We start from the raw sequence: 22,470 nt of genomic DNA, 5'->3' as shown, positions 1-22,470 counted from the left end.
CTGAGATTATGTCAAAGCGAGATTATTACGAAGTTCTTGGTGTCGGTCGTGACGCTAGTGAACGAGAAGTCAAAAAAGCCTATAAACGTTTGGCGATGAAGTTTCACCCGGATCGCAACCCTGGTGATCAAGAAGCTGAAGCAAGCTTTAAAGAAGTTAAAGAAGCTTACGAAATTCTAACGGATCCCAATAAAAAAGCAGCTTATGATCAATTTGGTCATGCTGGTGTTGATCCTAACCGTGGCGGCGGTGGTCATGGTGGCGCTGGCGATTTCGGTGATATCTTCGGTGACGTGTTCGGTGATATTTTTGGCGGTGGACGTCGTGGCGGTGGGCAACGTCAAGCGGCTCGTGGTAGTGACTTACGTTACAACCTTGAGTTATCGCTTGAAGAAGCTGTTCGTGGCTTATCAAAAGAGTTACGCATTCCAACACTAGCAGCTTGTGATACCTGTGATGGAAGTGGCGCTAAGAAGGGCACTTCAGCAACTACTTGTGGCACCTGTCATGGTCAAGGCCAGGTACAGATGCGTCAAGGCTTCTTTGCTGTTCAACAAGCCTGTCCGACTTGTCATGGCCGCGGTAAGATCATTAAAGATCCATGTAACAAATGTCATGGTGAAGGTCGCGTTGAGAAGAGCAAAACATTATCAGTTAAAATTCCTGCTGGTGTTGATACGGGTGACCGTATTCGCTTATCTGGTGAAGGTGAAGCTGGTGAATTTGGCGCACCTCCTGGTGATTTATATGTTCAAGTCAGCGTTCGTGAACACGCCATCTTTACTCGTGACGGTAATAACCTGTACTGCGAAGTACCTATCTCGTTCAGCAAAGCTGCACTTGGTGGTGAAATCGAAGTACCAACACTTGATGGTAAAGTGAACCTGAAAATTCCTGCTGAAACACAAACTGGACGTATGTTCCGTATGCGTGGCAAAGGGGTTAAATCAGTTCGCAGTCATGCTGTAGGTGATTTGCTTTGTAAGGTTGTTATGGAAACTCCGGTTAACCTAAACGACAAGCAAAAAGAGTTATTACGCGAATTTGAAGCGACACTGACTGGTCAATCTAAGAAGCATAGCCCTAAGGCTGAAGGTTTCTTCGATGGCGTTAAAAAATTCTTTCACGATTTAAATAGCTAATCGTCGAAAAGGTCTAAGTTATCGACACATTGATAACTTCTGACACATATAAAGGCTGCTTACACTAAGTAAACAGCCTTTTTTATTGCAAAAAAATCATTCTACTGAATACTATTGCAAAACAGTCCTCCATATTAAATCCCTTCAATTAGGTGCAAATTGCATGTCGTTTTCGTCGTTTTTGCTTAACCCAATGCTAGTAGGTGCTTTGCCTGCTTCAGTCGTTAAACCAACTGAAGTACAAAGAAAAGCGATTCCCGAAGTGTTAAATGGACGAGATGTCATAGCGCTGGCACAAACCGGTAGCGGGAAGACCTATGCTTTTGGCTTACCCATTTTGCACAGTATTAATCAAAATCAGTCAATGGGGTTATCTGCCGTCATTATCGTGCCGACGAGGGAACTGGCTAAGCAAGTTGCTGATGGATTATCGCAAGTTTCAGCAGTGATAAATGTTCGGGTTGAGCTTGTATGTGGCGGAGAAGACATTGAACTGCAAAAAGAGCGTTTATCAACTAATGCCGATGTCATTGTGGCAACACCCGGTAGATTACTTGCCTTGGTCACGCAAGGTGTAGTGCAGTTTGATGATTTAAAGTATTTGGTTTTAGATGAAGCCGACCGACTTTTAGAAATGGGTTTTATCGCAGATATTAAGGCACTTATTGCTCAGATGCCAAAAAGGCAAACATTGTTATTTTCCGCAACCATGCCTGATGAATTAAATGTATTAACTCAGCAAATATTGAGCAATAAGTCAGTTCGTGTAGAGGCTGATGTGGTAAACACCATAGTTGAAGATATCACTCAAACGATTTATCACATCAATAAAGGCAGCAAAGCGAAAGCGATAATTGAACTGATTAAGCATAACGATTGGGCTCAGGTAATCGTGTTCGTAAATGCCAAAGACGATGCGGATGCCTTATGTAAAAAACTGCTAAAAGCGAAAATAAATGCTGCATCGTTACATAGTAACAAAGAGCAAGCTCAGCGCAGTCAGATCCTTGAAAAATTCAAAGCCAAGCAATTAACTGCATTAGTCGCGACCGATGTATTAGCACGTGGGATCCATATTGAAGCATTACCGGTAGTGATTAACTTTGAATTACCTGAGCAGGCTTCAGTGTATGTTCATCGTATTGGCCGAACTGCTCGCGCTGGATTAAGTGGTAAAGCAATCTCGTTTATCAGCCATGCAGAAATGCAAAGGTTAGCAGCCATTAGGGAACTCACGACTCAGGCATTACCTCTGAGTGAGTTAGAAGGTTACCCTGTTACTGATAAACAGGTGGATCCCAATAGCACACGCCCTGCTAAAGATAAGCAGGCAAATAGACGAACGGCCAAAAAACGCAGCAGTCGTGACTTTACTAAAAAGCGCAGCACTCGCTGATTCTGTATTCATAAACTTACCTTAATCAAGTCATCTGTTTCATTGTATTGAATAACTGAAACGGTTTAAAATATTGTAAATAGATAGAGTTACTCCGTTAACAAGTCATTATTTAAAGGGATGTAAAATGAAGAAATTAGCGCTGACATTAATGATCCCAGTGTTATTGGCAGGTTGTGCAACGACAAAGTCACCTACAGGCCGTAGCCAAGTGCTGTTATTTGATAAAAATCAAATGACTGAAATGGGGGAGCAATCATTTACTGCGATGAAAAAAGAACAAAAAATCAGTAATGATAAGCAAAAAACAACCTATGTGAACTGTGTAGCTAACCGCATTACAGCAGTACTACCAGATCAATCCTTACAGTGGGAAGTTGTGTTGTTTGATTCTGGGCAGGTGAATGCATTTGCACTGCCAGGTGGTCACATTGGGGTGTATACCGGCTTGTTAGAAGTGGCAAATGATCCTGACCAGCTTGCTACTGTTATTGGCCATGAAGTCGCACATGTATTAGCAAGGCATGGTAACGAGCAAGTGTCACGGGCTCAAATGACCAACACTGGCATGCAACTGGCTGATGTGGCATTAGGCGCTGGCGGCGTTTCTAATAAAGATTTGTATATGGCAGGTTTAGGCCTTGGTACTCAGGTAGGGATTTTACTGCCTTTTGGCCGAGACCAAGAAAGTGAAGCTGATGAGTTAGGTTTAGAGTTAATGGCAAAAGCGGGTTTTAACCCTGCAATGAGCGTGACATTATGGCAAAACATGGCGAAAGCTGGCGGCGAACAAGGACCTGAGTTGTTCTCTACTCATCCATCGCATTCGACTCGTATTTCTGATTTAAAAGCGCTGCAGGCGAAGACAGCCCCTTTATATGAGTCTGCAAAAAAACAGTCACTGACACAATGTAAAAATGGCTAATGAAAAATAGTCAATATCACCGCAGATTAGCGCCCATCACGCTTTAAAGTGTGCTAAACTGCCCCGCAAATTTTAACTGATGAATTGAGAGTAAATAAGTTATGTCAGAGTTCAACACAATGGAACAGCAAGCAAGTTACGGTGTAGGTCGTCAAATGGGTGAGCAACTAGCTGCTAACTCTTTCGAAGGTATCGATATCCCTGCAGTACAAGCTGGTCTAGCGGATGCGTTTGCAGGTAAAGAAAGCGCTGTTGCAATGGAAGACTTACAAGTGGCTTTCACTGAAATCAGCCGTCGTTTACAAGCTGCTCAAGAAGAAGCTGCTGCAGCAGCTTCTGCTGAAGGCGAAAACTTCTTAGCTGAAAATGCTAAGCGTGAAGGTATTACAGTTACTGATTCTGGTCTTCAATACGAAGTTATTGCACAAGGCGAAGGCGAAAAGCCAACACTTGATTCAACTATTCGTGCTCACTACCACGGTACTTTCATCAACGGTGAAGTATTCGATAGCTCTGTAGCTCGTGGCGAGCCAGCTGAATTCCCTGTTTCTGGTGTTATCGCTGGTTGGACTGAAGCATTACAACTAATGCCAGTTGGTACTAAGCTTAAATTATTCGTTCCACAACACTTAGCTTATGGCGAACGTGGTGCTGGTGCTTCAATCCCGCCATTCTCGGCGTTAGTGTTTGAAGTAGAATTATTAGAAATCGTTTAATGATTAACGCCTAAGTCTAACTTAGGCGTTTTTGTATCACTGGGAGAAAGACATGACTGCAAAAGTAAGAATCGCTGTTGTTGGTGCCAGTGGCCGAATGGGTCGCACATTGATTGAAGCTGCTAAGCAACATGAAATGATTTATTTAGGTGCAGCTGTTGAGCGAACTGGTTCTACCCTTATTGGTGTAGATGCGGGTGAGCTTGCTGGCGTTGGCACTATGAATGTCGCGATTACAGATTCATTAGATATTGCATCAGAACACTTTGATGTATTAATTGATTTTACCTCTCCAGAATCGTCGCTTGTTCATCTTGATTGGTGTTCAAAAAATAATAAGGCGATTGTGATTGGTACAACAGGTTTTAATCATGCTCAAAAAGAGATGATTAATGCATTTGCTGAACTGACACCTGTTGTGTTTGCTCCTAATATGTCTGTTGGCGTTAACTTAACCCTAAAGCTATTAGAGTTGACTGCTAAAGTCATGGGCGATTACACAGATATTGAGATTACTGAAGGCCATCATCGTTACAAGAAAGATGCGCCATCTGGTACGGCATTAAAAATGGGTGAAGTGATTGCTGATACCCTCGGCCGAGATCTTGAAGAGTGCGCTGTTTATGGTCGTGAAGGTATGACGGGTGAACGAGATAGGAATACCATTGGCTTTTCTACTATACGTGCCGGTGATATTGTTGGCGATCATACCGTGATGTTTGCCGATATCGGTGAAAGAGTTGAAATAACTCACAAAGCGACCAGTCGAATGACATTTGCTAACGGTGCAATGCGTGCAGCCTATTGGTTATCCGATCAGGATTCAGGCTTATACGACATGCAGCAAGTGTTAGGACTCAATTAATATTTTAAAAAAACCACCTTCGGTGGTTTTTTTTTGGGAATAATTGTTCCCAAAATAAAATAACAAAGCATAGACGCTTTTACTTAATTCATATAAAATCGCTGGAATTTGCCAAAATTTCGTAAATTGGTAGGTTTGTAAAAATAAAACAGCCATAATTTCAGTGGCTTGGCTCTTTTTTTTGGAGGTCGCGTTGACACAGTCTGCCTTACTCGTACTCGAAGATGGAACCGTATTCTCTGGCACAGCAATTGGTGCCGATGGACTCACTGTTGGTGAAGTAGTTTTTAATACTTCAATGACAGGCTATCAAGAGATTTTAACGGATCCGTCATATTCTCGCCAGATCGTAACTTTAACTTACCCTCATATTGGTAATACCGGCACTAATGATGAAGATACAGAATCTGATTCAGTTCATGCTTGTGGTCTTATCATTCGAGACTTACCTCTATTAGCCAGCAACTTTCGTAACCAACAATCATTAAGCGATTACTTAAAATCGAATAATGTTGTGGGTATCGCGGATATTGATACACGTAAACTAACTCGTATTTTACGTGAAAAAGGTTCGCAAGCCGGCTGTATTATGGTTGGCGATATCGACGAAGCTAAAGCATTAGCGGCAGCGAAGGCATTCCCTGGTTTAAAAGGTATGGACTTAGCAAAAGAAGTCACTACCGAGTCTACTTATCAATGGCGTAAAGCTAGCTGGCGTTTAGTTGGCGGTTTACCTGATGAGACGCCTGAGTCAGAACTTAAATATAAAGTGGTTGCTTTCGATTACGGCATCAAACGTAACATCTTACGTATGTTAGTTGACCGTGGTTGTGATGTGACTGTAGTACCTGCGCAAACTTCTGCTGCAGAAGTATTAGCGATGAATCCAGATGGGATATTCCTATCAAATGGCCCAGGGGATCCAGAGCCATGTGATTACGCTATTACTGCTATTCAAGAAATCCTAAAAACTGATATTCCAGTATTTGGTATTTGTCTTGGTCACCAGTTGCTAGCACTAGCATCAGGGGCTAAAACCTTGAAGATGAAGTTTGGTCATCATGGTGCAAACCATCCTGTGAGCGATATCGAAAAAGGTAATGTAATGATCACCAGCCAAAACCACGGTTTTGCTGCTGATGAAGCGACATTACCAGAGAACATTAAAGTAACACATAAGTCGTTATTTGATGGTTCACTGCAAGGTATTCACCTTACTGATAAGCCAGCGTTTAGTTTCCAAGGCCACCCTGAAGCGAGCCCTGGACCGACAGATGCGTCACCGCTGTTTGATCATTTCATTGAATTGATTGAGCAATTTCGTCAAAACGCTAAATAGTTAGGTCACTCGGAGAAGATAGAAGCAATGCCAAAACGTACTGATATTAAAAGTATTCTAATCCTAGGCGCTGGCCCAATCGTAATTGGTCAGGCATGTGAATTTGACTATTCTGGCGCGCAAGCCTGTAAAGCGCTGCGTGAAGAAGGGTACCGAGTTATTCTAGTTAACTCTAACCCTGCAACGATCATGACTGACCCAGAAATGGCTGATGCGACATACATCGAGCCGATTCATTGGGAAGTGGTTCGTAACATTATCGCTAAGGAAAAACCTGATGCGATTTTGCCTACCATGGGCGGTCAGACTGCGCTTAACTGTGCTCTTCAACTTGAAGCTGAAGGCGTACTAAAAGAATTTAACGTTGAAATGATTGGTGCAACAGCTGACGCAATTGATAAAGCTGAAGACCGTAGTCGTTTTGATACTGCAATGAAAGCCATTGGTCTTGAATGTCCACGTGCTGGTATTGCTCATACAATGGAAGAAGCTCATGGCGTTTTAGAGCAAGTAGGCTTCCCATGTATTATCCGTCCTTCTTTCACCATGGGTGGCAGTGGCGGTGGTATCGCATACAACAAAGAAGAGTTTGAAGACATTTGTTCTCAAGGTCTTGAGCTTTCACCGACGAGCGAGTTATTGATTGATGAATCGCTCATTGGTTGGAAAGAGTATGAAATGGAAGTGGTTCGTGACCGCAACGATAACTGTATTATCGTATGTGCAATCGAGAACTTCGATGCAATGGGTGTACATACTGGTGATTCAATCACAGTTGCTCCTGCGCAAACATTAACAGATAAAGAATACCAATTAATGCGTAATGCTTCTTTAGCAGTACTGCGTGAAATTGGTGTGGAAACTGGTGGTTCTAACGTTCAGTTTGGTATTTGTCCAAATACAGGCCGTATGGTTATCATCGAGATGAACCCGCGTGTATCTCGTTCATCTGCATTAGCATCTAAAGCAACGGGTTTCCCAATTGCTAAAGTGGCTGCAAAACTGGCTGTTGGCTTTACTCTAGATGAGCTAATGAATGATATTACTGGTGGCCGTACTCCAGCATCATTCGAGCCTGCTATTGACTACGTTGTGACTAAAGTTCCTCGCTTCAACTTCGAGAAATTTGCTGGTGCCAATGATCGTCTGACGACTCAAATGAAGTCAGTAGGTGAAGTAATGGCGATTGGCCGTACTTTCCAAGAGTCACTGCAAAAAGCATTACGTGGCTTAGAAGTCGGTCGTAATGGTTTTGATTCTGTTATCGACATTACGCTTCCAGAAAGCATGCAGCAAATTCGTCATGAATTAAAAGAGCCGGGTGCTGATCGTATTTGGTACATCGCTGATGCATTCCGTGCAGGTCTTAGCCGTGATGAAATTTTCAGACTGACAAACGTTGACCATTGGTTCTTAGTTCAAATTGAAGATCTCATTGCTCAAGAAGCTAAAGTTTCAGAAGTAGGGATGTCTGGTCTAAATCAAGAATTCTTACTTAAGCTTAAACGTAAAGGTTTTGCTGATTCACGTTTAGCTGAAATCTTAGGTGTAAGCGAAACCGAAGTTCGTAAGATCCGTGATAGCTATGGTATGCACCCTGTTTACAAGCGTGTTGATACTTGTGCTGCAGAATTTGCGACTGATACGGCTTACATGTATTCAACTTACGAAGAAGAATGTGAAGCTGCGCCATCAACGCGCGATAAAATCATGATTCTTGGTGGTGGTCCTAACCGTATTGGTCAAGGTATTGAGTTTGATTACTGTTGTGTACACGCGGCACTAGCATTGCGTGAAGACGGTTACGAGACCATTATGGTTAACTGTAACCCTGAAACAGTTTCAACTGATTACGATACATCTGACCGTTTATACTTTGAGCCTGTTACGTTTGAAGACGTACTTGAGATTGTTCGTATTGAAAAGCCAAAAGGCGTTATCGTTCAATATGGTGGTCAAACTCCACTTAAACTTGCTCGCGCTCTTGAAGCTGCTGGCGTACCTATTATTGGTACTAGCCCAGACTCTATTGACCGCGCAGAAGACAGAGAACGCTTCCAACAAGCGATTCAACGTCTTGAAATGAAGCAACCTGAAAATGATACTGTTACGACAGTAGAAGGTGCGGTTATTTCAGCTGAGCGTATCGGTTATCCGTTAGTTGTTCGTCCATCATATGTACTAGGTGGCCGCGCAATGGAAATCGTTTATGACGAGCAAGACTTACGTCGTTACTTTAACGAAGCTGTTAGCGTATCTAACTCATCTCCAGTATTGCTTGATCGCTTCTTAGATAATGCGATTGAAATTGATATTGATGCAGTTTGTGATGGCGAAATTGTGGTTGTAGGTTCTATCATGGAACACATTGAACAAGCGGGTGTTCACTCAGGTGACTCAGGTTGTTCATTGCCACCTTACAGTTTAAGCGAAGACGTACAAAACCGTATGCGTGAGCAAGTTGCTAAATTAGCAATGGAATTACGTGTAATTGGTTTGATGAACGTTCAGTTTGCGGTTAAAGATGACGAAATCTACATGATTGAAGTTAACCCGCGTGCTGCTCGTACTGTCCCGTTTGTGTCTAAAGCGACTGGTATTCCATTAGCGAAGATTGCAGCGCGTGTTATGGCAGGTCAAAGCTTAGCATCACAGAACTTTACTAAAGAAGTTATCCCTCCTTATTTCTCAGTGAAAGAAGTGGTATTGCCATTTAACAAGTTCCCAGGTGTTGACCCAATGCTTGGCCCTGAAATGCGCTCAACAGGTGAAGTAATGGGTGTGGGTGACACATTCGCTGAAGCCTACGCTAAAGCGCAACTTGGTGCTACCTCAGAAGTGCCTAAGTCAGGTCGTGCATTAATCTCAGTACGTAACAGTGATAAAGCACGTGTAGCTGAACTGGCTGCTAAGCTAATTTCACTAGGTTATGAAATCGATGCTAGTCATGGTACCGCAGTAGTACTTGGCGAAGCGGGTATTAACCCTCGCCTAGTGAATAAGGTACATGAAGGTCGTCCGCATATTCTCGACCGTATTAAAAATGGTGAATACACTTACATCATTAATACGACAGAAGGGCGTCAAGCGATTGAAGATTCACGTCAAATTCGTCGTGGAGCACTTCGTTACAAAGTGAATTACACGACAACATTGAATGCAGCTTTCGCAACGTGTATGGCACATTCAGCTGACGACAGAAATAATGTGAGTTCAGTTCAAGAATTACATGAAAGAATCGCAAAAAATTAATATTGTTTAATTATTTGCTTATTTGATTAAAAAGGCTGCATTCGTGCAGTCTTTTTTATTACTATTTTTTGACAGTCAGTAGTAAGTAATCTCAAGTTTATGTAAGCTTAGAGCATCATCATTAGATGCATCCTCAACGCAAGACACCGCATCATTAAAACGTTTTTGTTGTAAAGATCGTGCGCTATGCGAATTAACCAGATTTAACTGTGTTGACTAAACGTCGACACGGGGTGCTTTTGTTTTTAAAGGAGACATAAGACATTATGAATACCGTCCCTATGACGATTATTGGAGCTGAGCAGCTTCGCAAAGAATTAGATGAATTAAAATTTGAACGTCGCCCAAGTATTACTTCTGCTATTGCTGAAGCGCGTGAATTAGGCGACTTAAAAGAAAATGCTGAGTACCACGCAGCACGTGAAGAACAAGGTATTTGTGAAGCGCGTATTCGTGATATTGAAGGCAAATTATCTAATGCCCAAATTATTGATGTAACAGCTATGCCAAATACCGGACGGGTAATTTTTGGTACAACTGTGACAATTTTAAATGTTGATACTGATGCTGAGTCAACTTACCGCATTGTTGGTGATGATGAAGCAAACATCAAGGAGAACTTAATTTCAGTTAATTCTCCAATCGCTCGCGGCTTAATTGGTAAGAGTATTGATGATGAAGTTGCTATCACAACACCAGGTGGCACAGCTGAGTATGAAATTACTGCGGTTGAATATATCTAGTCATATTTGATATCAATATTAATTACTACTTAAGATTGATATTTTATAGTGATAAAAAAACCACTGCATGGCAGTGGTTTTTTTAGGTCAGAATGAATATTTGAATCGTATTGACTGCAAGATGAACATTAGACCTTAAGTTGTTTGACGAAATTATTTTGCTTTTGGAATGGCAACTTTCATTTCAGCAGACTGACGGAAAATAACTAAGGTGTGTCCGATAAGCTGTATCTTGGTTGATTGTGTTTCGCGAATAATCGCGTCAACGACAGCATTTTTAAGCTCTCTATCAGAAGAGCCTACTTTCACTTTTATTAGTTCATGATGAGTGAGTGCACTATCAATTTCAGCCAGCACACCTTCGGTCAAACCATTAGCACCAAGCAGCACTACTGGCTTTAAGTTATGCGCCAGGCCTTTTAAATGCTGTTTTTGTTTGGTTGTTAAGTTCATTTGTACCAACTTTTTGAATGTTACTGTTGAAAAACGGCTATTCTACCCTTATATAAGCTTTATGTAACTCCAAATCGTTACGGAATTTAAATGGCAACGAAAAAACGTTCGGCTAGTTCGAGCCGATGGATGCAAGAACATTTTGACGATCACTACGTTAAATTGTCTCAAAAGCGAGGTTTACGTTCTCGCGCAGCATTTAAGTTGGAAGAAATCCAACAAAAAGATAAACTCATTAAACAAGGTATGACAGTTGTTGATTTAGGTGCTGCGCCTGGCGGCTGGTCACAAATTGCTGTTAAATTGGTTGGTGAAAAAGGTAAATTGGTCGCGTGTGACATTTTACCAATGGATCCAATTGTGGGAGTTGACTTTTTACAAGGCGATTTCCGTGAAGAGAAAGTGCTTGACGCTTTACTTGACCGTGTTGGTGAGGATAAAGTGGATGTAGTGCTTTCTGATATGGCGCCAAACATGAGTGGTTCAGATGGAGTGGACCAACCTAGGGCGATGTATCTTGTAGAATTAGCATTAGATATGTGCCATCAAGTATTGGCGTCTAATGGGAGTTTTGCAGTAAAAGTCTTTCAGGGGGAGGGCTTTGACGAGTACATGAAAGCAGTTCGACAAGCTTTCACTACCGTTAAAACACGAAAACCAGATTCATCGCGACCACGTTCACGTGAAGTGTATATAGTGGCGACTGGTTACAAGTTATAGTAGTCTAACGATTAATTATCGTGGGTCTTCAAGAGGTCTAGAAATTTGAGTGACATGGCAAAAAATTTAATTCTCTGGGTTGTCATCGCCGTTGTGCTGATGTCAGTTTTTCAGGGTTACTCCCCCTCTTCTTCGTCATCGCAGAAGATGGACTATTCCGTATTTTTAGATAGTGTCCGTAATGGCAATATCAATTCGGTTGAAATCAAAAGTGACCAGCGAACTATTGAAGGAATCAAACGTTCTGGAGAGAAGTTCACCACAATTATGCCTATGTATGACCAAGATTTAATTAATGATCTTGATCGCAAAGGGATTTCAATGAAAGGGCAGGAAGCTGAAGAATCTAGTTTCTTAACCCAAATATTCATCTCTTGGTTCCCAATGTTACTGCTTATCGGTGTATGGATTTTCTTCATGCGTCAAATGCAAGGCGGTGGCGGTAAAGGCGCTATGTCATTTGGTAAGAGTAAAGCCAAATTGATGAGCGAAGACCAAATTAAGACCACTTTTGCTGATGTTGCAGGTTGTGATGAAGCAAAAGAAGACGTTAAAGAATTAGTTGATTACTTAAAAGAACCAACTCGATTCCAAAAGTTAGGTGGTCGTATTCCTACTGGTGTGTTGCTAGTGGGTCCTCCTGGTACAGGTAAAACTCTGATTGCTAAAGCGATTGCCGGTGAAGCTAAAGTACCATTCTTTACTATTTCAGGATCTGACTTTGTTGAAATGTTTGTTGGTGTCGGCGCATCTCGTGTGCGTGACATGTTTGAACAAGCTAAAAAATCTGCACCTTGTATCATCTTTATCGATGAAATTGATGCTGTAGGTCGTCAACGTGGCGCCGGTGTTGGTGGTGGTCACGATGAACGTGAGCAAACATTGAACCAAATGTTGGTTGAAATGGATGGTTTTGAAGGTAATGAAGGTGTCATCGTCATTGCTGCAACAAACAGACCTGACGTATTAGATGCTGCATTACTTCGTCCTGGTCGTTTTGACCGTCAAGTGGTTGTTGGCTTGCCAGACGTACGTGGTCGTGAACAAATTCTTAAAGTACATATGCGTAAAGTACCATTAGGTGACGGTGTTAAAGCCAGTGTTATCGCTCGTGGTACGCCAGGTTTCTCTGGTGCTGACTTAGCTAACTTAGTTAACGAAGCGGCTTTATTCGCTGCTCGTGGTAATCGCCGCGTAGTAGGAATGGAAGAGTTCGAAAGTGCTAAAGATAAAATCATGATGGGTGCAGAACGCCGTACCATGGTGATGTCTGAGGAAGAAAAAGAAATGACGGCTTATCATGAAGCCGGTCATGCTATTGTGGGTTGTTTGGTGCCTGAGCACGATCCAGTTCATAAGGTAACGATTATTCCTCGTGGTCGTGCATTAGGTGTGACTTTCTTCCTACCGGAAGCTGATGCTATTAGCCAAAGCCGACGTAAACTTGAAAGCCAAATTTCTGTTGCTTATGGCGGCCGTTTAGCTGAAGAGCTAATTTATGGTGGCGAAAAAGTGTCAACTGGTGCATCTCAAGATATTAAGTATGCTACGTCTATTGCACGTAACATGGTTACCCAATGGGGCTTCTCAGAGAAGTTGGGTCCTGTTTTGTACGCTGAAGATGAAGGCGAAGTGTTCTTAGGTCGCAGCATGGCTAAATCTAAGAATATGTCTGACGAAACAGCAGGCATGATCGATCAAGAAGTGAAACACTTGATCGACAGTAACTATGAGCGTGCTAATCAATACTTGACTGACAATATGGATATTCTTCATTCAATGAAAGATGCATTGATGAAGTATGAAACTATTGATGCTGAGCAAATTGATGACTTGATGAATCGCCGTGAAGTGCGTCAACCTGCCGATTGGCAAGCTGATGATTCAATGGACGACCAAGATAAAGGTACACCAGTAACACCTGAAGCAAATTCAACAGAAGAACCTGCTGAAGAACCTGCAGCTGAGAAGCCAGATACCGAACCAAAAACTGATGAGTCACCTGCAAAATAAGCTGTTGATTTGAAGTTTCAAAAAAGCCCCGAAAGGGGTTTTTTTATATTTGTTGTACTAGTGTCATATTTAAGTCATATTTCTATAAAGATACTTTTTATAAGTTCTATTTAAGTGAGGTTGTGTGTTTGAAATTAAGTCTGGCGATAAAATATTGTCGCTAACTAGTCCTGTTGTGATGGCAATTATCAATGTAACTCCTGATTCTTTTTCTGATGGTGGTCAACATGCGACGGTTAAACAAGCCTGTGAACATGCAGATAAAGTCATAGCTGAAGGCGCGTTAATTATCGATATCGGTGGAGAGTCGACTAGGCCTGGCGCCGATACTGTATCCGTTGACCAAGAATTATCAAGAGTCATTCCTGTCATTGAATATGTCGCTAAGAATCACGATGTGTGGATTTCAATTGACACCAGCAAACCTGAAGTGATGGAAAAAGCTGTCGCTGCTGGGGCTCATATCATTAATGATGTGCGTGCATTACAAGAGCCAGGCGCAGTTGCTATGGCGACGAGTCTAGATGTCCCAGTTTGCTTAATGCACATGCAAGGTCAGCCAAAAGATATGCAAGATTCACCAGAGTATGAAAATGTGATGGATCAGGTGAGTGAGTTTTTATCTTTGCGTCTCGATTACTGCGTTGCTGCAGGTATGCCGCGAGAAAACATCATCCTTGATCCTGGCTTTGGCTTTGGCAAAACCTTAGAGCATAACTATGAGTTATTGGCTAAGTTACCAGAACTTCATAGCCTACATCTACCCGTTTTAGTAGGGCTTTCTAGAAAGAGCATGATTGGCGATTTACTGCAGCGAAGTGTAGATGAACGGCTCGCTGGTAGTCTTGCTGGCGCAATGATTGCCGCCCAGCAAGGAGCACAGATTTTACGAGTGCATGATGTAAAAGAAACCGTTGATGCATTAACGGTCATGTCGGCAACAATGGCGAGTTTACATCAGTAAAATTTTAGTAATTTGTTAGTTTGGCTGATTGAGTTAGTGTGAATTCACTTAATGTGAGGTACTAATGCAGAAACAAAACTTGCAACACCGAACCCTTTTTGGCACCGATGGCATTCGAGGCAAAGTCGGTGCAGGGGTCATGACGCCTGAACTGGCTTTGAAGTTAGGTTGGGCCGCTGGTCGAGTACTATCGCGAAGTGGTACTAGAAAAGTGATCATTGGTAAAGACACTCGTATTTCAGGATATCTATTTGAATCAGCTTTGGAGGCGGGCTTGTCTGCTGCAGGGCTGGATGTTTTATTAGTCGGTCCTATGCCAACCCCTGCCATTGCTTATCTCACTCGTACCTTTAGAGCCGAAGCGGGTATTGTCATTAGCGCATCCCACAACCCTTATTACGATAACGGCATTAAATTCTTTTCTGCAGACGGCAGTAAACTTGATGATGAGTTGGAGCTCGAGATTGAAAATGAGCTTGCCAAACCACTTATTTGTGTTGAGTCCCATTTACTTGGTAAGGCTGCACGAATCGACGATGCTGCGGGTCGCTATATTGAATATTGTAAAGGGCATTTTCCTGCTGAATTAACACTTAATGGCATGAAATTGGTTGTCGATTGTGCCCATGGGGCTACCTATCATATTGCACCGAGTGTTTTTAAAGAGCTAGGAGCTGAGGTAATTACTATTGGTGATAAACCCAATGGTCTTAATATCAATGAAGATGTCGGTGCAACATCAATGGATGCTATTTGTGCCGAAGTCATTAAGCATCAAGCTGATGCGGGCATTGCATTAGATGGTGATGGCGACCGTATTATGATGGTCGATAAGTATGGGCATGTCATCGATGGCGACCAAATTTTATATATTCTAGCGTGCAATGCCATAAAGAATGATGAGCTTAAAGGCGGTGTAGTGGGCACTTTGATGTCAAATCTTGGTTTAGAGCTGGCTTTAACAAAACTTAATGTACCTTTCATGCGTTCTAATGTTGGCGACCGTTATGTAATGGAGTTAATGCGTCAAAATGATTGGCGGATTGGCGGTGAAAATTCAGGGCACATTTTAAATCTTGATCACGGCACAACAGGTGATGGTATTGTTGCAGCTATATTGGTGCTCGCTGCAATGCAAAATCAACAGACTGAACTTGACGTGTTAGTTGCACCATTAAAAATGTTACCGCAAATTTTGGTTAATGTTCGTTTTGAAGGTGAGTTAAACCCACTTGAGTCGGTAGCTGTTCAAACGATAAAAGACCAGGTTGAAATAAAGCTCGGTAAAACAGGTCGGGTTTTATTAAGAAAATCAGGTACTGAGCCATTGATTAGAGTTATGGTGGAAGGGCAAGATATTGACCTTGTCACAACCTTTGCAAACCAAATCGCTGATGTGGTTAAAAAGGTAGGTTTGTCGCAAAGTTGATTATACAATCAACAACAGTTTTATTTAATATTTGGTTATTTATTAATATCTAAAGTCAGAGAGTAAAAAAACAACATTCTGTCATGTTATGACAAATATTCCTGACTTAGCTATTGTAACTTGTTTGGCGGTTCGTTATTATTCACGCCGCTTTCAAAGGAGACAGTAATGGCACTCAGACGTCCTATGGTAGCTGGCAACTGGAAAATGAATGGCAATGCGCCTTTAGCGCAAGAGTTATTCAGCAAGTTTGCTACTAAGCTCCAAAATGATTCTGCAGAAGTAGTTTTATGTCCACCTTCAATTTATCTTGAAAGTGTTAGACAGCTACTTGAAGCAAATAAGCAAACCTTAGATGGTGCGCTTGTAAGAATGGGCGCACAGAACCTCAGTCAACATGACTTTGGTGCCTATACTGGTGAAATTTCCGGTAAAATGCTAAAAGATTCAGGATGTCGATATGTCATTATCGGCCATTCCGAGCGTCGTCGTATGTACGGCGAAACAAGTAATATCGTTGCAGAGAAATTCGCTGCAGCACAAAAACATGGTTTGACGCCGATTCTTTGTGTTGGAGAATCAGGTCCAGCTCGTGAAGCAAGACGAACTTTTGAAGTGATTGCTGAAGAGTTAGACATTGTGATCGAAAAGAATGGCACCATGGCTTTTGATAATGCCATTATCGCTTACGAGCCTTTATGGGCTGTAGGTACTGGTAAAAGTGCAACTCCAGAGCAAGCGCAAGAAGTTCATGCGTTTATTCGTAATAGACTCTCTGAAGTGTCTCCATTTATTGGAGAAAATATTCGCATTCTTTATGGTGGTAGTGTTACTCCATCAAATGCTGCAGATATATTTGCCCAACCAGATGTCGATGGTGGATTGATTGGCGGAGCTAGCTTAAACTCTAGCGAGTTTTTAAGTTTATGTTCCATTGCGATGAGCGCTTAATATTATGTATGAAGTTTTAATTGTAGTTTACTTGGTTGTAGCAATTGGTCTTGTTGGACTGATTTTGATTCAACAAGGTAAAGGGGCTGACATGGGGTCTTCATTTGGTGCTGGCGCATCAGGGACGCTATTCGGTTCAGACGGTGCAGGTAATTTCCTGACCCGAAGCACAGCTGTTTTAGCAATTGCTTTTTTTGCTTTAAGTCTTACTTTAGGTAACTTAAGTGCAAACCATTCTAAAAAAGATGATGCTTGGAACGATTTAGGTTCTGCAGTAGAGCAAGTTGAACAAGCTCCTACTCAGGCTGAAACATCAGAGACTAAAATCCCTGATTAATTTGCCTCTTTAATAGAAGCAAATAAAGTAAGACCACAGTCATTGAGTTATCTTAATTTCCTCAATTAAATATGATAACGACTGGTAAAAATTTAGTAGTAAGCGGATGTGGCGGAATTGGTAGACGCGCCAGCTTGAGGGGTTGGTGACTTAGGTCGTGTGGGTTCAAGTCCCACCATCCGCACCACTAAATTTAATTAATCATTTTAAAGTTAAATTGATTAATTATTGCAAGCAAAGACGTAAGTTAATATAATTGCGCAAGTTGTCGCGGGGTGGAGCAGTTTGGTAGCTCGTCGGGCTCATAACCCGAAGGTCGTCGGTTCAAATCCGGCCCCCGCAACCAGCTTATTGTTTTTACTTATTTGCAGTGCTGCAATGTAAATTCAATTAAAAGGTTCTATATTTAAGACCTCGTTATTACGGGGTTTTCTGTTATATGGAGCTTAGTAACTCCGTGATTTTACGGACTTTTCGAGGGCTATTTGCCCTTTTTTTCGTTTTTGGGGGTCATTTTTGGCAACATTAGAAACTAAACTGACAGAAATGCTGACAGTACCTGTTGAAGCGTTAGGTTTTCAACTTTGGGGTATTGAGTTTGTCCATGCAGGGCGTCATTCAATATTACGTGTATTTATTGATGGTGAAAGTGGGATCAATATTGAAGATTGTGCTGAAGCCAGCCGCCAAGTTAGTGCTGTTCTAGATGTTGAAGACCCAATCTCGACAGAATACACACTAGAAGTTTCATCGCCAGGTGTAGATAGACCATTATTTACGGCTGAGCAATACGCTGCTTATATCGGCGAAGATGCAAAAGTACAGTTAACGATGCCTGTTGCAGGTAGTCGTAATTTAAAAGGTGCTATCACTGCTATCGAAGGGCAAATGCTAACGATAACTGTAGATGGTGAAGATTTGATTGTGGCTTTAGATAATGTCCGTAAAGGCAACGTTATTGCAAAGTTTTGATAGTTTCAAGGTGAACGAGGCAACACAATGAATAAAGAGATTCTGCTAGTCGCAGAGGCGGTATCAAATGAAAAAGCCGTCCCACGCGAAAAAATATTCGAAGCGCTAGAAATTGCTCTAGCCACAGCAACTAAGAAAAAATACGAAGGCGAAATTGAAGTTCGCGTAGCTATCGACCGTAAAACAGGCCACTACGACACATTCCGTCGTTGGATGGTTGTCGATGATAAAGGCGAAGCTTTAGAAAATCCTTATAGCGAAATTACGCTTGAAGCTGCTCAATTTGAAAACCCAGAGATTCAACCTGGTGAGTTCATTGAAGATGAAATTGATTCAGTTGTTTTTGACCGTATTACGACGCAAACAGCTAAGCAAGTTATCGTACAAAAAGTACGTGAAGCTGAACGTGCTCAAATCGTAGAACAGTTCATCGAACGTGAAGGTGAGATTGTTACTGGTGTTGTCAAGAAGAGCACTCGCGAAAGTGTTGTCGTTGATTTAGGTAACAATGCAGATGGTGTTATCTACAAAGAAGACATCATTAGCCGTGAATCTTTCCGCCCTGGCGATCGTGTTCGTGCATTACTTTATGCCGTACGTCCTGAAGCAAAAGGCGCACAGTTATTTTTAACTCGTAGCAAGCCAGAGATGATCATCGAATTATTCAGAGTAGAAGTACCTGAAATTTTAGATGAAATGATTGAAATCATGGGCGCAGCTCGTGATCCAGGCGCTCGCGCTAAAATCGCAGTGAAAACAAACGATAAGCGAATTGATCCAATCGGTGCTTGTGTTGGTATGCGTGGTGCACGTGTACAAGCTGTATCTAACGAGTTAAGTGGTGAGCGTGTTGATATCGTAATGTGGGATGATAATCCAGCACAGTACGTGATTAATGCAATGGCTCCTGCTGATGTTGCTTCTATCATCGTTGATGAAGACAACCACTCTATGGATATCGCAGTAGAAGCTGACAGTTTAGCTCAAGCAATTGGTCGTAACGGTCAAAACGTTCGTTTAGCCACTCAGTTAACTGGCTGGGAACTAAACGTAATGACGGTTGAAGAGCTTACTGCTAAGCATCAAGCTGAAAGCGCTAAAGTTGTTAACTTATTTGTTGAAACTTTAGACGTAGATGAAGATTTCGCGACTGTTCTAGCAGAAGAAGGTTTTACTTCGTTAGAAGAGATTGCATATGTACCAGAAGCAGAACTGTTAGAAGTTGACGGTTTTGATGAAGATATTGTTGCTGCATTGCGCGAACGTGCAAAAGCGGCGATTTCGACTAGAGCATTAGCAACAGAAGAAGCACTTGATGGTGCAGAACCTGCTGCTGACTTATTAGCGTTAGATGGTTTAGAAAAGCATTTAGCATATGTTCTTGCAAGTAAAGGTGTGTCGACCTTAGAAGACTTAGCAGAACAAGGTATTGACGATTTAATCGATATTGAAGAATTGACAGAAGAAAAAGCAGGTGAGCTCATCATGGCTGCCCGTAATATCTGTTGGTTTGGCGAAGAAGCATAAGTCGATCAACAGGGGGATTTAATTGATGGCAGATACAAGTATAGATAAATTGGCCGCAGAAGTGGGCAAGAATGTAGACAGACTGATTGAACAGTTTGCCGAAGCAGGAATTAAGAAAAGTAAAGCTGATAGCGTTTCTGAAACAGAGAAACAAACCTTATTAGATCACTTAAAAAAGCAACACGGTGCGGATAAAGAGCCTCAGAAAATGACGCTTCAACGCAAAACAGTGTCTACTTTAAGTGTCAATGCAGGTGGCGGACAATCTAAAGACGTTAAAGTTGAAGTACGTAAAAAACGTACTTTCGTTAAGCGTGATGATAGTGAGTTAGCAGCAGAAGCAGAAGCTCAAGCTAAACAGCAACAAGAAGCAGAAGCGGCAGCTAAGGCTGCAGCAGAAGCAAAAGCTGTTGAAGATAAAGCTAAAGCAGAAGCTAAGGCTAAAGCCGACGCAGAAGCTAAAGCGAAGAAAGAAGCTGACGCGAAAGCAAAAGCCGAAGCTAAGCCTGCTAAAGTTGAAGATGCTGAATCAGCAGCCGCTAAAGCAGAAGCTGATCGCATCAAAGCAGCTCAAGAAGAAGCATTAACCAAGAAGCAAAAAGAAGAAGCAGCAGCTGCAGCAGAAACTGCGCGTAAACTAGCTGAAGAAAACTCAAAGCGTTGGGCTGAAGAAGAGCGTCAACGTATTGAAGCTGAGAAAAACAGTGACCACCATATCACGACTTCTAAAGCCGCTCGTGCTGCAGAAGATACCTCAGATGCTGCTGAAGAAAAACGCGGTCGTCGTACTCGCAACAAAAATGCTAACAAGAAACGTGGTGGCAAAGGCGGTCGTGATAACCGTTCTAGAGGCGCACGTAACCAAAGCACTGCTCCAGAATCAATGGCGCATGGTTTTAACAAACCAGTTGCAGTAGTAAAAGGCGAAATCCGCATCGGCGAAACCGTTTCTGTTGCAGAATTGGCTTCACGTATGTCTATTAAAGCTACTGAAATCATCAAACAAATGATGAAGATGGGCTCAATGGTTACGATTAACCAAATTTTGGACCAAGAAACAGCACAAATGGTTGCTGAAGAAATGGGCCATAAAGTGGTACTACTTCGTGAAAACGAATTAGAGCATCAAGTTCTTGGTGATCGTGATGAAGATGATGTTGTACTAGAAAACCGTGCTCCAGTTGTTACCATTATGGGTCACGTTGACCATGGTAAGACATCATTACTTGATTATATTCGTCGTGCAAAAGTTGCTGATGGTGAAGCGGGTGGTATTACCCAGCACATCGGTGCATACCACGTTGAAACTGATAATGGCATGATCACTTTCTTAGATACTCCTGGTCACGCGGCGTTTACGTCAATGCGTGCTCGTGGTGCTAAGGCTACTGATATCGTTGTATTGGTTGTTGCTGCAGATGATGGCGCGATGCCACAAACAATTGAAGCAATTCAACATGCTAAAGCTGGTAACGTGCCGTTAATCATTGCGGTTAACAAAATGGATAAGCCAGAAGCTGATCCTGAACGTGTTAAGAGTGAATTAGCTCAACACGGTGTTATGTCTGAAGATTGGGGCGGCGAACATATGTTCGTAAACGTTTCAGCTAAAGCAGGTACTGGTATTGATGAGTTACTTGAAGGCATTCTTTTACAAGCTGAAGTATTAGAGCTTCAAGCTGTTCGTGAAGGTATGGCTGCGGGTGTTGTTATTGAATCTAAATTGGATAAAGGTCGTGGCCCAGTTGCTACTGTTCTTGTTCAAGAAGGTACTTTACGCCAAGGTGATATCGTTCTTTGTGGTCTTGAGTACGGTAAAATCCGTGCGATGAAAGATGAGAACGGTAAGAGCATCACTGAAGCGGGTCCATCAATCCCAGTTGAGATTTTAGGTCTTTCTGGTGTGCCATCAGCGGGTGATGAAGCGACAGTTGTACGTGATGAACGTAAAGCTCGTGAAGTTGCACTTTATCGTCAAGGTAAATTCCGTGATGTTAAACTTGCACGTCAGCAGAAGTCTAAACTTGAAAACATGTTTGCCAACATGACTGAAGGCGAAGTACAAGAGCTTAATATTGTACTTAAAGCTGATGTTCAAGGTTCACTTGAAGCAATTTGTGATTCATTAACTAAACTGTCTACTGACGAAGTTAAAGTTAGCATTATTGCTCGTGGCGTTGGTGCACTAACTGAAACTGATGCAACACTGGCTGCAGCATCAAATGCAATCATGGTTGGTTTCAACGTTCGTGCTGATGCACAAGCACGTAAGACTATTGAAGCTGAAAGTGTTGATTTACGTTACTACAGCGTTATCTACGACTTGATTGATGAAGTTAAAGCGGCAATGACGGGCATGCTTGCTCCTGAATTCAAGCAACAAATCATTGGTCTTGCTGAAGTTCGTGATGTATTTAAGTCGCCTAAGATTGGTGCTATTGCGGGTTGTATGGTTACTGAAGGTACCATCAAACGTAGTGCTCCTATCCGTGTTCTACGTGAAAACGTGGTTATTTACGAAGGTGAACTTGAATCGCTACGTCGTTTCAAAGATGACGTTAACGATGTTCGTAACGGCATGGAATGTGGTATCGGTGTGAAGAACTACAATGACGTCAAAGTTGGCGATCAGATTGAGGTCTTTGAGACGGTCGAAGTGGCCAGAACGCTGTAACACAGAAAGGGCGGCGTTAGCCGCCTTTTTTATTTATATAAAGCTATAAGGT

At 42.1% G+C, this 22,470-nt stretch carries 18 protein-coding genes and 2 tRNA genes; 19 read left to right on the top strand and 1 reads right to left on the bottom strand.

The genetic code is table 11. The features are described from left to right. The first annotated feature begins 8 nt into the window (after positions 1-8). From dnaJ to greA, 8 genes are all read left to right on the top strand, one after another. Positions 9-1,142: a molecular chaperone DnaJ gene (gene dnaJ, locus K5Q58_RS01170; protein ID WP_220751741.1), complete on the top strand. Its 1,134-nt coding sequence runs from the start codon at positions 9-11 to the stop codon at positions 1,140-1,142. Positions 1,143-1,305: 163 nt separating this feature from the next. After that, positions 1,306-2,538, top strand: coding sequence for a DEAD/DEAH box helicase (locus K5Q58_RS01165; RefSeq protein WP_220751739.1), 1,233 nt, complete (start codon positions 1,306-1,308; stop codon positions 2,536-2,538). A 127-nt stretch (positions 2,539-2,665) separates the two neighbouring features. Continuing rightward, the gene (locus K5Q58_RS01160; protein ID WP_220751737.1) at positions 2,666-3,463 is read left to right on the top strand and encodes a M48 family metallopeptidase; all 798 of its coding nucleotides are present in this window, start codon (positions 2,666-2,668) and stop codon (positions 3,461-3,463) included. A gap of 101 nt (positions 3,464-3,564) precedes the next feature. Further along, positions 3,565-4,179, top strand: coding sequence for an FKBP-type peptidyl-prolyl cis-trans isomerase (locus tag K5Q58_RS01155; RefSeq protein WP_153916385.1), 615 nt, complete (start codon positions 3,565-3,567; stop codon positions 4,177-4,179). Between the two features lie 52 nt (positions 4,180-4,231). Beyond that, positions 4,232-5,044, top strand: a complete 813-nt coding sequence (dapB, locus tag K5Q58_RS01150; protein WP_220751735.1) for a 4-hydroxy-tetrahydrodipicolinate reductase — start codon at positions 4,232-4,234, stop codon at positions 5,042-5,044. Positions 5,045-5,225: 181 nt separating this feature from the next. Beyond that, positions 5,226-6,383, top strand: coding sequence for a glutamine-hydrolyzing carbamoyl-phosphate synthase small subunit (carA, locus tag K5Q58_RS01145; RefSeq protein WP_220751733.1), 1,158 nt, complete (start codon positions 5,226-5,228; stop codon positions 6,381-6,383). Between the two features lie 27 nt (positions 6,384-6,410). After that, positions 6,411-9,635, top strand: a complete 3,225-nt coding sequence (gene carB / locus K5Q58_RS01140; protein WP_220751732.1) for a carbamoyl-phosphate synthase large subunit — start codon at positions 6,411-6,413, stop codon at positions 9,633-9,635. 266 nt (positions 9,636-9,901) lie between these two features. Next, positions 9,902-10,378, top strand: coding sequence for a transcription elongation factor GreA (gene greA, locus K5Q58_RS01135; RefSeq protein WP_220751730.1), 477 nt, complete (start codon positions 9,902-9,904; stop codon positions 10,376-10,378). Between the two features lie 153 nt (positions 10,379-10,531). Here the strand turns inward: greA and yhbY are convergent, their stop codons facing one another. Then, positions 10,532-10,831 (bottom strand): ribosome assembly RNA-binding protein YhbY, encoded by a 300-nt coding sequence (gene yhbY, locus K5Q58_RS01130; protein ID WP_055023703.1) that lies wholly within the window; start codon positions 10,829-10,831, stop codon positions 10,532-10,534. A 90-nt stretch (positions 10,832-10,921) separates the two neighbouring features. Between yhbY and rlmE the strand changes: the two genes are divergently transcribed. From rlmE to infB, 11 genes are all read left to right on the top strand, one after another. Next, complete coding sequence (gene rlmE / locus K5Q58_RS01125; protein ID WP_220751728.1) at positions 10,922-11,551, top strand: 23S rRNA (uridine(2552)-2'-O)-methyltransferase RlmE; 630 nt, start codon at positions 10,922-10,924, stop codon at positions 11,549-11,551. Positions 11,552-11,605: 54 nt separating this feature from the next. After that, positions 11,606-13,564, top strand: coding sequence for an ATP-dependent zinc metalloprotease FtsH (gene ftsH, locus K5Q58_RS01120; protein WP_220751726.1), 1,959 nt, complete (start codon positions 11,606-11,608; stop codon positions 13,562-13,564). Between the two features lie 124 nt (positions 13,565-13,688). After that, positions 13,689-14,528 (top strand): dihydropteroate synthase, encoded by an 840-nt coding sequence (folP, locus tag K5Q58_RS01115; protein WP_220751724.1) that lies wholly within the window; start codon positions 13,689-13,691, stop codon positions 14,526-14,528. A gap of 64 nt (positions 14,529-14,592) precedes the next feature. After that, positions 14,593-15,957 carry a phosphoglucosamine mutase gene (gene glmM / locus K5Q58_RS01110; protein WP_374758467.1) on the top strand — a complete coding sequence of 455 codons (1,365 nt, stop codon included), beginning with the start codon at positions 14,593-14,595 and terminating at the stop codon, positions 15,955-15,957. A 168-nt stretch (positions 15,958-16,125) separates the two neighbouring features. Further along, positions 16,126-16,908, top strand: a complete 783-nt coding sequence (gene tpiA / locus K5Q58_RS01105; RefSeq protein ID WP_220751722.1) for a triose-phosphate isomerase — start codon at positions 16,126-16,128, stop codon at positions 16,906-16,908. A gap of 4 nt (positions 16,909-16,912) precedes the next feature. Continuing rightward, the gene (gene secG, locus K5Q58_RS01100; RefSeq protein WP_220751720.1) at positions 16,913-17,245 is read left to right on the top strand and encodes a preprotein translocase subunit SecG; all 333 of its coding nucleotides are present in this window, start codon (positions 16,913-16,915) and stop codon (positions 17,243-17,245) included. A gap of 102 nt (positions 17,246-17,347) precedes the next feature. Further along, positions 17,348-17,432: transfer RNA gene (locus K5Q58_RS01095), tRNA-Leu, on the top strand. Between the two features lie 82 nt (positions 17,433-17,514). Continuing rightward, positions 17,515-17,591 (top strand) — tRNA-Met (locus K5Q58_RS01090). A gap of 170 nt (positions 17,592-17,761) precedes the next feature. Further along, complete coding sequence (gene rimP, locus K5Q58_RS01085; protein ID WP_153915166.1) at positions 17,762-18,217, top strand: ribosome maturation factor RimP; 456 nt, start codon at positions 17,762-17,764, stop codon at positions 18,215-18,217. A 27-nt stretch (positions 18,218-18,244) separates the two neighbouring features. After that, the gene (gene nusA / locus K5Q58_RS01080; protein ID WP_220751718.1) at positions 18,245-19,744 is read left to right on the top strand and encodes a transcription termination factor NusA; all 1,500 of its coding nucleotides are present in this window, start codon (positions 18,245-18,247) and stop codon (positions 19,742-19,744) included. 25 nt (positions 19,745-19,769) lie between these two features. After that, a complete protein-coding gene (gene infB / locus K5Q58_RS01075; protein ID WP_220751716.1) occupies positions 19,770-22,418 on the top strand; it encodes a translation initiation factor IF-2 in 2,649 nt (882 codons plus the stop codon). Positions 22,419-22,470: the final 52 nt, after the last annotated feature.

Origin of the sequence: Shewanella sp. KT0246, assembly GCF_019654955.1 — a bacterium.
GTDB lineage: Bacteria > Pseudomonadota > Gammaproteobacteria > Enterobacterales > Shewanellaceae > Shewanella > Shewanella goraebulensis.
Note: the sequence above shows the minus strand (reverse complement) of the source record. Positions and strands in the feature narration are given on the sequence as shown.